The following is a 12,927-nucleotide window of genomic DNA, read 5'->3' as shown; positions in this document are numbered from 1 at the left end:
TGCCCCACCGGGGGAAACGAGGGCGTGTGCGACCGCCGCGCCCGGCCGCAGGTGTGATGACATGCCCTGTTCTGGGAAGAACAGGTAAAAGGACGGGATCGCCGTCGCCCGGCCGGGACGCCGGAGCGGTGGCGGTGCCGTCCTGTGCAGCAGGAAACAGCCGTCCGCGAGCCGCCCGGAGGCGAACAGGTGTCGAGCGCAGCCGAGCAGGGGACCGTCCAGGGAGGTCCGGCACAGACCTGTACGAACGGCGCCCCTCCCCCGGCCGCCCCCGGCCCGCCCTCGCCCGCCCCCGCCGGGCCCAGCGCGCGCAACGGCGGGCGGCAGGCGGGGGGCCGGGTGTGGACGGGGAGTACCGAGCCGCTCGGGGCGCGGTTCAGAGTGGGGCCGGACGGGGTGGCGGGGACGAACTTCGCGCTGTGGGCGGGCGGCGCGGAGGCGGTGGAGCTGTGCCTGTTCGCGGCGGACGGCACGGAGACGCGCTGCATGCTCGGCGAGCTGACGCATGAGATCTGGCACGGCTTCGTGCCCGGTGTGCTCCCCGGCCAGCGGTACGGCTACCGCGTGCACGGCCGCTGGGACCCCTGGATGGGCGCCCGCTGGAACCCGGCCAAGCTGCTCCTCGATCCGTACGCGCGGGCCGTGGACGGGGAGTTCTCGGGCAGCGGGCGCATGGGGAGCGGGCGCGGCGCGCTGCCCGCCGAGGTGTACGGGCATGTGCGGGACTGGCCGCAGCAGCACGTGGCCGACACCGTGCGCGATGAGCGCGACTCGGCGCCGTACGTCCCCAAGGGCGTCGTCGTCCATGACGACGACGACTGGGCGGACGACCACCGGCCGAAGACGCCGTGGGCCGATTCCGTCATCTACGAACTGCATGTCCGCGGCTTCACCATGCGCCACCCCCGGATCCCGGAGCGGCTGCGCGGCACGTACGCGGGGCTGGCGCACCCGGCGGCGGTCGACCATCTCAGGGGGCTCGGTGTGACGGCGGTGGAGCTGCTGCCGGTGCACCAGTTCGCCCATGAGGACCATCTGCTGCGGCGTGGCCTGGGCAACTACTGGGGCTACAACTCGGTCGGCTATTTCGCTCCGCACGCCGCCTATTCGGCGTCGGGGACGCGCGGCGAGCAGGTCGGCGAGTTCAAGCGGATGGTGCGGGCGCTGCACGCGGCGGGCATCGAGGTGATCCTCGACGTGGTCTACAACCACACCGCCGAGGCGAGCGAGTACGGGCCGACGCTGTCGCTGCGCGGCATCGACAACCGGGGCTACTACCGCCTCCAGGGCGACCTGCGCCGCTACGCCGACTACACGGGCTGCGGCAACACCCTCCATGTGGTGCAGCCCAACGTCCTGCGGCTGATCACCGATTCGCTGCGCTACTGGGTGACGGAGATGGGGGTCGACGGCTTCCGCTTCGATCTGGCGGCGGCGCTCGCGCGCTCCATGCACGACGTCGACATGCTCTCGCCGTTTCTCGCCGTCATCGCCCAGGACCCGGTGCTGCGGCGGGTCAAGCTCATCGCCGAGCCGTGGGACGTCGGTTCGGGCGGCTACCAGGTGGGGTCCTTCCCGCCGCTGTGGACCGAGTGGAACGACCGCTACCGCGACGCGGTGCGCGACTTCTGGCGGGGCGCCCTCCCGGACGTGCGCGACCTCGGCTACCGGCTCTCCGGCTCCAGCGACCTGTACGCGTGGGGCGGCCGCCGCCCGTACGCGTCCGTCAACTTCATCACCGCGCACGACGGCTTCACCCTGCGCGACCTCGTCTCGTACGAGCACAAGCACAACGAGGCCAACGGCGAGGGCAACCGGGACGGCACCGACGACAACCGGGCGTGGAACTGCGGGGCGGAGGGCGAGAGCGACGATCCGGCCGTAGGGGCGCTGCGGCGGCGGCAGCTGCGCAATCTGCTGACCACGCTGCTGCTGTCCACGGGGGTGCCGATGCTCGTCGCGGGCGACGAGATGGGGCGCACGCAGGGCGGCAACAACAATGCCTACTGCCAGGACGACGAGACGAGCTGGGTCGACTGGTCGCTGCTCGACGAGCCCGGCTGGCGTGGGCTGCGCGACCTGGCGGCCCGGCTCATCGCGCTGCGCCGCGCCCATCCGGTGCTGCGCCGCCGTGCCTTCTTCTCCGGCCGGCAGACCCCGGACGGGCTGCGGGACCTGGCCTGGTTCACGGCGGAGGGGGCGGAGATGACGGAGGCGGACTGGTACGCGCCGACGTCGACGGTCGGGATGTACCTGTCGGGGCGGGACATCGCGCAGCGCGATCCGCAGGGCGTGCCGGTCGTGGACGACAGCTTCCTCGCGCTGCTGCACGCGGGTGACCGGGCGGCGCGCTGCACGCTGCCGGGGGCGCCGTGGGCGGGGGCGTACGAGGTGCTGGTGGACACGGCGCGCGAGTCGGACCAGGAGACGGGCGGCCGGTACCGCGCGGGGGACCGGCTGACGGTCGCGGCCCGCTCGGTCGTCCTGCTGAAGGTCGTCGAGGCGGCCGGAACCGGGCCCGCGGCGGCGCGGATCGAAGCGGCGCGGGTCGAAGCTGCGCGGATCGAGGCGGCGCGGGTCGAGGCGCGTCGAAAAACCGAGTGAGCGTTGTCAGTGGTGAACCGTAGTCTCACCACTGATGTCGACGACGAGCGAGGTACCCCATCCGACGGAGGACGCGGAGCGCGCCCCGCGCCGCTCCCCTGTCCGTTCGCTGCTGCGCCTGCGGCCGTACGTACGGCCGGTGCGCGCCCGGCTCGGCACGGCGGCGGTGGTCGCCGTCGTGGCGTCCTGCCTCGGGCTGGTCATCCCGCTCGCGCTCAAGTGGATCGTGGACGGCCCCGTAGCCGACCGCGATCCGTCGGGGGTGTGGCTGGGCGGGGGGATGCTGCTGCTCCTCGGGTTCGCGGAGGCGGGGCTGTTCGGGCTGCGGCGGTGGCTGGTGGCGCGGCCCCTGGCCCGGGTCGAGGCGGAGATGCGCTCGGACCTCTACCGGCATCTCCAGCGGCTCCCGGTCTCCTTCCACGACCGCTGGCCGTCGGGGCAGTTGATCTCGCGGGCCACGACCGATCTGATGCTGCTGCGCATGTTCTTCGCCTTCCCGATGACGTTCCTGCTGGTCAATGGGGTCACGATCATCGTCGGCTGCGTCATTTTGTTTGTGCAGCAATGGGGGCTGGGGCTGGTGCTGCTGGCGCCGATCGTGCCGATCGTGGTGCTGTGCTCGGTCTTCGAGCACCGGTATTCGGTGGTGGCGCGCGCCTCGCAGGACCAGATCGGCGACCTGACGACGGTCGTCGAGGAGAGCGTGCTGGGCATCCGCATCATCAAGGGCTTCGGTCAGCACCGGGCGCAGGAGCGCGCGTTCCGGGCGCTGTCGCGCCGGGTGCGCGGGACGGAGCTGCGCAAGGCCGGGCTGCTGGGCTGGCTCTGGGGTCTGATCACGACGCTGCCGGAGCTGGCGATCGCGGCGGCGCTCGTGCTCGGCACGGTGCAGGTGGCCGACGGGGAGCTGTCGGCCGGGACGCTGGTGGCGTTCCTGTCCACCGCGCTCGCGCTGCGCTGGCCGGTCGAGTCCATCGGCTTCCTGCTCGCGATCAGCAATGACTCGGCGGCGGCGACGGACCGGCTGTTCGAGGTGCTCGACGCGCCCGTGCCCGAGGACCTCCCGGCCGGCCGGGAAGGGGAGGACGGCGCGCTGGAGCGGCCTGCCGCCGGGCGCGCGGCGGAGGCGATGCCGAAGGGCGACGGGCTGCGGCTCGATGGCGTCGGATTCCGCTACCCCGACGCGCCGCCGGACGCCCCCGCCACCCTGCGCGACGTGCATCTGCATGTGCGGCCCGGCGAGACCATGGCGCTCGTCGGGGCCACGGGCAGCGGCAAGACGACGCTCACCACCCTGATCCCCCGGCTCCAGGAGCCGACCGCGGGCCGCATCACCCTCGACGGCGTGGAGGTGGCGGCGCTGCCCCGGGAGACGGTGCGCGCGCTGGTCGCCGTCGCGTTCGAGGAGCCCACGCTCTTCTCCGCCACGGCCGGGGAGAACGTCCTGATGGGCGCCGAGAGCGCGGCGGAGAGCGATCTGCTCCGGGCGCTGGACGTGGCGCAGGCCGGTTTCGTGCACGACCTGCCGCAGGGCGCGCGGACGCAGGTCGGCGAGCAGGGGCTCAGCCTCTCCGGCGGTCAGCGGCAGCGGCTCGCGCTGGCCCGCGCCGTGGTGGGCAGACCGCGGTTCCTCGTGCTCGACGATCCGCTCTCCGCGCTCGATGTGCACACGGAGGCCCTGGTGGAAGCGGCGCTGCGGGAGGCCCTGGCGGCCACGACCGCGCTGATCGTCGCCCACCGCCCCTCCACGGTCCTGCTCGCCGACCGCGTCGCGCTGCTGTCCGGCGGCCGGATAGCGGCCGTCGGCACGCACCGCGAACTGCTGCACGGCAACGCCGAGTACGCGTCGCTGATGTCCGGCCACGACAGCCACGAGGGGGGCGTACGACGATGAGCACCACCGTCTCCGGCCAGCAGGCCACCGACGACGAGAGCCCCGCGCCCGCGGAGGCGGCCGACTCGTTCGACGACGATGTGCTGCCCGCGCCCGAGGGCGCGTCCTGGGCGCTGCTGCGCTCGCTGCTGAAGCCCGCCCGCAAGCGGGTGTGGGTGAGCGTCGTCGTGCTGCTGGTGCAGCAGGCGGCGGTGCAGGCGGGCCCGCTGCTCGTCGCGTTCGCGATCGACCGCGCCGTGCCCGCGTTCCGGAAGCACGACTACGGCCCCTTGATCGCGGTCGGCACCGCCTACGTGGTCTGCGCCCTGCTCGCGGGACTGCTGCAGCTCGTCTTCGTCCGGCTCTCGGCGTGGATCGGCCAGGACGCGCTGCTCGATCTGCGGGGCCGGATCTTCCGGCACGCGCAGGCGCTGAGCGTGGACTTCCACGACCGGTACACCTCCGGGCGGCTCATCTCCCGCGCCACCACGGACGTCGAGTCGATCCGCGAGCTGCTCAACGAGGGCCTCCAGGAGCTGATCGGCGTCTGCCTGTCGACGGTGTTCATCACGGCGATGCTGCTCTACCTCGACTGGGGGCTGGGCGGCGCGGCGCTGCTCGTCTTCGCGCCGCTCTCTCTGCTCGTACGGAACTTTCAGCGCCGTTCGATGCTCGCCTACCGGGCGCGGTCCACGGCCATAGCGCGGGTGATCGTGAAGTTCGCGGAGACCATGAACGGGATCCGCCCCGTGCAGGCGTTCCGCCGGGAGCGCGCCAACGAGGCGCAGTTCGCGAAGCTCAACCGGCACCACGAGCGGCTCAACGGCGCCGCGATCCTGGAGATGGCGCGCTATGTCGTCTCGTCCCGGCTGGTGGCGAACTCGGCGCTGGCCGGGCTCGTGGTGTGGGGCGCGTACCGCGTCGCCTCCGGTGAGCTGGCACTGGGCGTGCTCGCGGCGGCCGTGCTCTATCTGCGGCGGCTGTACGACCCGATCGACCGCCTGGGGATGTTCCTCAACTCCTACCAGTCCGCGGCCGCTTCGCTGGAGAAGATAGCGGGGCTGCTCGCCCAGCGGCCCTCCGTACCGGAATCGGCCACTCCGCGAACGCTGCCCGTGCCTCGCAACGACCGCCCCGGCCGGGAGGTCGTCTTCGACGGGGTGCGCTTCGCGTACCGCACGGGCGGCGAGGTGCTGCCCAGCTTCGACCTGACGCTGCGCGCCGGACAGACGGTCGCGGTCGTCGGGGCGACCGGTGCGGGCAAGTCGACGCTGGCGAAGCTGCTCGCCCGGTTCTACGACCCGACCGGCGGCCGGGTGCTGCTGGACGGCGTGCCGCTGGCCGAGCTGGCCGTCTCGGAACTGCGCGGCAGCGTGGTGATGGTGACGCAGGAGGCGTTCCTCTTCTCCGGCACGGTGGGCGAGAACATCGCCATCGGCAAGCCCGACGCCACGCCCGAGGAGATCGAGCAGGCGGCGAAGGCGATCGGCGCGCACGAGTTCATCGACGCCCTGCCGGAGGGGTACGACACGGACGTACGCAAGCGCGGCGGCCGGATCTCGGCGGGCCAGCGGCAGCTCGTCGCCTTCGCCCGCGCGCTCCTCGCCGACCCGGCGGTCCTCATCCTCGACGAGGCCACGTCCTCCCTCGACATCCCCGGCGAACGGGCCGTGCAGCGCGCGATGGACACGGTGCTGCGCGGCCGCACGGCCGTGGTCATCGCGCACCGCCTCTCGACGGTGGAGATCGCGGACCGTGTGCTGGTGATGGCCGACGGCCGCGTCGTCGAGGACGGCGCACCGGCCGAACTCATCGCCGGCACGGGCCGGTTCGCGGATCTGCACCGGGCTTGGCGGGAGAGCCTGGTCTGACCTGTGCCGCCGGCCCTCGATCGCGAGGCCCCGGCCGCGCCCCGTGGTGGAGCGCTGCCGGGGTGGCGGTGGCCGCGCCGTCCGAGCGGCGCCCACGCCCGAGCAGGTCGAGCACCTCAGCCGATCAAGCACCTGAGCTGGTCAAGCGCCCAAGCAGGTCAAGTACCCGAGCGGCGCCCGCGCTCAGGCCGGACGGTCGGCGAAGTAGTGGCCCTTGTCGAGGTCGTCGAGGAGTCCGGGGCGGGTCGGCTGCCAGTCCAGCAGTTCGCGGGTGCGGGCGCTGGAGGCCGGGCTGTCCAGGCCGAGGAAGGATGCCAGCCAGGTGAAGTGCCCAGGGGCGTCGTCGGGCGATACCGAGGCGGTGGGCAGGCCGAGGTGGCGCCCGATCACCTCGGCGATGTCACGGATCGGCACCCCCTCGTCCGCGATCGCGTGCAGCGTCGAGCCCGCCGGAGCGCCCTCCAGCGCCAGGCGGAAGAGGCGCGCGGCGTCGGACCGGTGGACGGCGGGCCAGCGGCTGGTGCCATCGCCGATGTAACCGGAGACGCCTTTCTCGCGGGCGACCGCGACGATGGCGGCGAGGAAGCCATGGTCCCCGTCGCCGTGCACGGTCGGGGGGAGCCGCACGACGGACGAGCGGACGCCGCGCTCCGCGAGGGCGACCGTAGCCCGCGCGTTGGCCATCCGCTTGGACGGGCCGCTGCCGTGGGCGCCCTCCTGGGCGGACGCCTGGCCGTCCCGCTCCGTGGCCACCCGCCCCGGAGTCAGCCCGAGGGTTCCGCCGGCGATGAGGAACGGGCGGTCGGAGCCGGCGAGCGCCTCGCCGATCGCGTCGATGGCCCACCGGTCCGCGTCGGCGGCCTCGTCGAAGCCGCCGCTGAACGCGATGTCGTGCTTGAAGGCGAGGTGGATCACCCCGTCGGACTCGGCGGCGGTGCCGCGCAGAGTGTCGAGATCGTCGATCGTGCCGCGGCGCACCTCGGCGCCGGCCTCGGTGAGCGCGGCGGCCGAGGCGTCCGAGCGGGCGAGCCCGACGACCTGGTGGCCCGCGTCGAGGAGTTCGGGGACGACGGCCGAACCGATCCAGCCGGACGCGCCGGTGACGAATACACGCATGAGGATTACCTCCCGGTAGGTCGACCGTCCTCGCCTCTGAGCCGCTGGGCACCAGGGGTCGCACGCACCGGGCTGCCGGTCGGTGCGCACGTGTGGCGGACGCGTCGATGTCAGTAACTGTCATCGACAGTAGCACCCGACGTCAGTAACTGCCATCACGTGGAACCGACGGTAGAATCAGCGCATGAGCCGATGGGAACCCAACGCGCGCGGACGTCTTCAGCAAGCGGCGCTGGACCTGTTCGCCGAGCGCGGGTTCGAGCAGACCACCGCCGCGCAGATCGCCGAACGGGCCGGACTCACCGAGCGGACGTTCTTCCGGCACTACGCGGACAAGCGCGAGGTGCTCTTCGGGCAGGCGCACGCGCTGGAACGGGCATTCGTCGACACCTTCACCGGCGTCCCGGAGACGGTCGCGCCCATCGACGCGATGGCCTCGACGCTGGAGGCCATCGCCGACCGGCACTTCGGCGGCCACGAGCGGGCCCGGCAGCGCCAGGCCGTCATCATGGCCAACACGGAGCTGCGCGAGCGCGAGTTGATCAAGCTGGCGTCGCTGTCCGCCGCGCTCGCCGCCGCGCTGCGCCGACGCGGCGTCGAGGAGCCGGCCGCGAGCCTCACCGCGGAGGCGGGCATGGCCGTATTCAAGGTCGGGTTCGGACGCTGGGTCGGCGACAGCGGTGAGCGCACCCTGGCGGATTTCTTCCGCGAGTCCCTCGACGGTCTCAAATCAGTGGCCGCGGGCGGATAACCGCGGGCGGATGGCCGCGGGCGGATGGCCGCGGGCGGAAAAGGTCAGGACCGATGCCTCGTCACCGCGGTCGCGAATGTAGAGGTCTGTCAGTTTTCCGGCGGACCGTCGTGCAGAATCCGCTGGAACATGCGGTGGTCCCGCCATTCCCCATTGATGTGCAGATAGCGCGGAGCCATGCCGATCGGCTCGAAGTCGTTCTTCTCCAGCACGCGCTGCGACGCGGCGTTGTCGGGCAGCGTCGCGGCCTCGACGCGGTGCAGGCCGACGCGGTCGCGGGCCGCGCGGCAGACGCTCCCCACGGCGGCGCCGGCCAGCCCCCTGCCCTGCTGGTCGACGGCCACCCAGTAACCCAGATACGCGCTGCGGAAAGGGCCGAATACCAGCCCCGAGAGCGTGATCGTGCCGATGACGGCACCGTCGCTCTCCATTATCCAGGGCACGGCACGCCGCTCGGAGAAGCTCTTCAATTGCTCGGCGATACGGGCCGCCTGGCCCTCGACGGTGAAGAAGCTCTCCGTACGGCGGGGTTCCCACGGGGCCAGGTATTCCCGGTTCGCCTTGTAAGCGAGATGCAGCGCTTCCGCGTCATCGGAGGAAAGCAGCCGCAAAAGGGCGCCGCCGGGCAGCACTTCACTAGGAATGATCACTGATTCACTCTAGCCGGGCAATGGACACGCGCCCGCGCGAGCTCGGCCCCTGACACCGCTCCGCGCGAGCCCTGCCCCCGTCACCGCTCCGCGCGAGCCCTGCCCCCTCACCCCTCCGCGCGCAGCACCACCACACGGCACGTGACGTGTTCGCTGGTGTGGTACGTCTGGTCGGGCCGGTCCTCCACGAGAACGGCGGTGCCCCGCCACGTCAGTTCGGCCACGTGGCGGGCGAAGCCCATGTCCTCCCAGACCTGGGTCAGCACCGTCATCACGACGTACCCGCCCCGGCTCGCGACCGCGAGAAGCGGGTCGATCCCCTCCGGGCCCACGTGCCCCGCCGTGAACGTGCCGACGCAGGTCACCGCGGAGTAGCCGCCGGGGTCGAAGGGCAGCGGGCGGGTGATGTCCGCGCGTTCCAGCCGCCGGTAGACGCCCTTGCTCCGGGCGACCTTCAGCATGCCCTCGGACAGGTCGGCCCCGTCGATGACCGTGAAGCCGCGCGCCGCCAGTTCCGCGCCCACCAGGCCCGTACCGCAGCCGGCGTCCAGGACGGGGGTGTCGGCGGGGACCAGTTCCGCCACGAGGCCGGCGACGAGGGGCGGGCCGACGTAGCCGAGGTGCTCGACGGTGTCCTCGTCGTACGCGCCGGCCCAGTCGTCGTAGATGTCCGTGCGCTTCTCGACGTCGCCGTCGAGGTGGTACATCCGCTTCAGGATCGGGTGCCGCACATTGAACCGCTCGGCCACGGGTGCCGCCTCTCGACGCCGGTGCTGCCGCCGCGGGCCTCCGGCGCCGACAGGACGAATAGGACGATGGGAGGAGGCTAGGGCGGAGCGGAACGGCGGACAACCACGCCGCGCCCCGACGTCACCGCGGCTTGGCCCCCCTCCTGGCGCCCTTCGCGCCCCTGGGCTTCTGGTACGACGGCATGCGCCAGCGGGCGAGGCGGCGGCGCACGGCGCGGGTGTCGGGGTGGTCCGGGCCCAGGACCCGTTCGTGCTCGGCGAGCAGATGCACCAGCGTCTCGTTGGCCCCGGCCCAGTCCCCCGAGCTCTCCCACCAGGTCGCGAGCCGCCGCCGGGTGGCCAGCAGGTCCGGGTGGTCCGGCCCCAGCACCCGCCGCTTCTCGGCCAGCACCTCCTCCAGCATCTCCATCGCGCCGTCCCAGTCGCGGGACATGCCCACCCAGTGCGCCAGATGGAGGCGGGTCGTCCAGGTCTCGGGGTGGTCCTGGCCCAGCTCGGTGCGCTGTTCGGCGAGCACCTCGTGCAGCGTGCCGACCGCGCCCGCGATGTCCCCGGCCTGGCCCCGGCGGTCGGCGAGCCTGCGGCGGGTCGCCCAGGTATCCCGGTGCGCCGGGCCCAGCAGCCGCCGCTGGTCGGCCAGCAGCTCCTCGGTGACGGCGATGGCGCCCGCCCAGTCCCCGGCGTGGCCGCGGCGTTCGGCCATGGCGCTGCGGGTGGCCAGCGTGGCGGGGTGGCCGCGGCCCAGCACCCGCTCCTGCTCCACGAGGAGCGCCTCGGTCTCCGCCATCGCCCCGGCCCAGTCGCCGGCCTGCCCGCGCCGGGCGGCGAGCGTACGGCGCATCAGCAGCGTCTCGGGGTGGCCGGGCCCCCACAGCCGCGCCAGTTCCGTCAGCAGCTCCTCCGTCTCGGCGATGGCGCCCGCCCAGTCGCCCGCCTGCCCCCGCCGGTCGGCCAGCGCCCGGCGGGCCGCCAGCGTTTCGGGGTGGTCCCGGCCCAGCAGCCGTTCCAGGTCGCTCAGCAGCACCTCGGTCTCGGCGACCGCGCCCTGCCGGTCCCGTACGTGCACGAGCCGGTCGGCGAGGTGGCGGCGGGTGGCGAGGGTGTCCGGGTGGTCACGGCCCAGGACCCGTTCCTGCTCCTCCAGCAGTTCCCGGGTCTCGGCGGCCGCGCCGGCCGGGTCGCCCGCCTGCGCCCGCCACTGGGCGAGATGGAGCCGGGTGGCGAGGGTGCCGGGGTGCTCCCGGCCCAGCTCCCGCTCGCGCTCGCTCAGCAGCTCCTCCCAGACCGCGACCGCCCCGGCCCGGTCCCCCGCGGTCAGCCGCCACTCGGCGATCCGGTGGCAGGTCGGCAGGATGGAGGCGTCCGCGAGGCCCAGCAGCCGCTTCTGCGCGGCGAGTACGTCCGCGTTGTCGGCGGCCCCGCCCTCCCAGTCGCCGCTGTCGCGGCGCAGCTGGGCGAGGTTGCGGCGGGTGGCGAGGATGTCGGGGTGCTCGGGGCCCAGGGCGTCCTGCTGGGTGGCGAGCATCGCCTCGGTGACGGCGATGGCCCCGAGCCAGTCGCGGCCGTTGGCGAGCCAGTTGGCGAGATCGCGCTGGGTGAGGAGCGTCTCCGGGTGCGCGAGGCCCAGCGTCCGCTGCCGCTCGGCGAGGAGTTCCTCGGTCGCGGCGGCGGCCTTCGCCCAGTCCCCCGCGCGCCCCTGCCGCAGGGCCAGTTCGCCGCGGACGGCGAGGGTGTCGGGGTGCGCGGCGCCGAGGTGCAGCGCCGCCGCCTCGTAGAGGCGGCGGGTGGCGCCGATCGAGGCGACGACGGCCCCGGACTCCCAGAGGCTCTGCGCGGCTCGTACCAGCACGGGGTGGGCGCCGGCCGACCACAGCCGGGGGCCCGCGTGGGTGTCCAGGGCATCGGTGTTGGCCCGCAGCACCCGGTGTTCGGCGGCCGTCCCGGCCGTCGGCCACGCTTGGAGCACGGCGCGGGCGGCGGCCCGTACCGCCCGGTCGAGGGCGTCGGCGGTCAGCTCGTCGCGGGTGGCGCGCTGGATCAGGCCGTGTACGCGCAGGGAGCGGTGGGCGGCGTCGGCGTACGCGCGTACGGGCGCGGCGGGGGTTCCGGGGCCGGGCACCGCCGGGTCCGCGAGGTCGGCGAGGTTGAGCCGGTGCAGGCAGTGCAGGGCGTCGCTCGCGGCCTCCTCGTCCACGTCCCGGCCGCCGCCGCCCTGCCCCGGGTGCCCGGCGCCGCTCCGTCCCCGGTGCTCGGCGCCGTTCTCCCCTCGGTGCTCGGTGAGGTAGGTGAGGGCCGCGGGGCTGGTGAGGACGGCGGCGGGGATGCCGTTGGCGTCGAGGAGGCAGGCCAGTTGGAGCAGCGGCCGGGCCAGGCCGCGCGGTGCGAGCCGGTCGGCCAGCTCGATGGAGAGCGACCAGGTCGCGGCCACCGAGGTCCGCTGTTCGTCGGGGAGGGCGCCGTCCTCGGGAAGCACCTCGGCGAGGGCCCTCCGGCGGTCCGCGAACCGCTGGCGGTAGGCGGCGCAGTCCAGACCGCGGTCGATCAGGTACGCGGCGGCCTGGGCGAGGGCCAGCGGCAGATAGCCCAGGTCGGCCGCCAGCGCGCGGATCTGCTCCTCGTCGTCCGCCCGGCCGTGCGTGGCGAGGGTCGCGGTCAGATAGGCGGCGGCCTCCAGCGGGCTGAACAGGCCGACGCTGATCAGCCGCCGGCCGCTGCCGGTCAGCGCGGCGTCGCGGCGGCGGGTGGTGACGATCACCCGGCCGGCGCCGGCGCGCGGCGGCCACAGGCCGCGCAGCAGACCGGGGTCGGCGAGGTCGTCGAGCACCACCAGCCAGCGCGCCGCCGTGGTCTCCAGCCAGCTCAGGAAGGAACGGGCGGCCTGCTCCGGATCGGTGTCGCCGGGGTCGGCGACCTGGGCGGCGGCGTGCGCGTACGCGGAGACGACGGCGTCCCGGCCGCTCGCGGTGACCCACACCAGCAGGTCCACCCCGCCGCTGTCCCACTGGCGGCGGGCGTAGTGGGCGGCGAGCTGTGTCTTGCCGACGCCGCCGGTGCCGGAGATGACCTGGCAGAGCACGGCCGTGCCGCCGTCGGCCACCGCCGCGTCGAGGTCGTCGACGGCCAGCCGGTGCTGGAAGCAGTCGGCGCGGCCGGGGATGGCGCCGACCTGGTGCGGCCAGCGGACCGGCGGCCGGCCCGCGCCGTTGACCACGACCTGGCCGATGCGCAGCGCGGCGATCGAGCCGTCGCTCGCGGCGACGGCCCCCGCGGGCCGCGGCACAGGCCCCCCGTTCGCGGGGGCCGGGCCGGATTC

The 12,927-nt window shown here is 73.9% G+C and carries 8 protein-coding genes; 4 read left to right on the top strand and 4 right to left on the bottom strand.

The window, feature by feature from the left end; genetic code table 11:
- Nucleotides 1–189: 189 nt before the first annotated feature.
- From glgX to AC07AB_RS31670, 3 genes are read left to right on the top strand one after another with little or no spacing between them, the layout of a single operon-like run.
- Complete coding sequence (gene glgX, locus AC07AB_RS31680) at nt 190–2,604, top strand: glycogen debranching protein GlgX (RefSeq protein WP_478574327.1); 2,415 nt, start codon at nt 190–192, stop codon at nt 2,602–2,604.
- A 34-nt stretch (nt 2,605–2,638) separates the two neighbouring features.
- Complete coding sequence (locus tag AC07AB_RS31675) at nt 2,639–4,498, top strand: ABC transporter ATP-binding protein (protein WP_478574153.1); 1,860 nt, start codon at nt 2,639–2,641, stop codon at nt 4,496–4,498.
- On the top strand, nt 4,495–6,348 hold the full coding sequence (locus tag AC07AB_RS31670; RefSeq protein ID WP_478574151.1) for an ABC transporter ATP-binding protein: 1,854 nt from the start codon (nt 4,495–4,497) through the stop codon (nt 6,346–6,348). The genes AC07AB_RS31675 and AC07AB_RS31670 overlap by 4 nt, the downstream gene beginning before the upstream one ends.
- A gap of 183 nt (nt 6,349–6,531) precedes the next feature.
- On the opposite strand, the gene AC07AB_RS31665 is transcribed toward AC07AB_RS31670, so the two are convergent.
- Entirely contained in the window at nt 6,532–7,464 is a 933-nt protein-coding gene (locus AC07AB_RS31665) for an SDR family oxidoreductase (protein WP_478574149.1), read from the bottom strand.
- Nucleotides 7,465–7,648: 184 nt separating this feature from the next.
- Here AC07AB_RS31665 and AC07AB_RS31660 point away from each other — a divergent pair, with 184 nt between their 5' ends.
- Nucleotides 7,649–8,215, top strand: a complete 567-nt coding sequence (locus AC07AB_RS31660; protein ID WP_478574146.1) for a TetR family transcriptional regulator — start codon at nt 7,649–7,651, stop codon at nt 8,213–8,215.
- An 89-nt stretch (nt 8,216–8,304) separates the two neighbouring features.
- On the opposite strand, the gene AC07AB_RS31655 is transcribed toward AC07AB_RS31660, so the two are convergent.
- From AC07AB_RS31655 to AC07AB_RS31645, 3 genes are all read right to left on the bottom strand, one after another.
- Entirely contained in the window at nt 8,305–8,865 is a 561-nt protein-coding gene (locus AC07AB_RS31655; RefSeq protein ID WP_478574144.1) for a GNAT family N-acetyltransferase, read from the bottom strand.
- Between the two features lie 107 nt (nt 8,866–8,972).
- Nucleotides 8,973–9,614, bottom strand: coding sequence for a class I SAM-dependent DNA methyltransferase (locus AC07AB_RS31650; protein ID WP_478574141.1), 642 nt, complete (start codon nt 9,612–9,614; stop codon nt 8,973–8,975).
- Nucleotides 9,615–9,735: 121 nt separating this feature from the next.
- Nucleotides 9,736–12,894, bottom strand: coding sequence for a tetratricopeptide repeat protein (locus AC07AB_RS31645; RefSeq protein WP_478574138.1), 3,159 nt, complete (start codon nt 12,892–12,894; stop codon nt 9,736–9,738).
- Nucleotides 12,895–12,927 lie beyond the last annotated feature (33 nt).

Source organism: Streptomyces sp. NPDC044033 (assembly GCF_056434425.1).
This window is presented reverse-complemented; position numbering and strand designations above follow the sequence as displayed.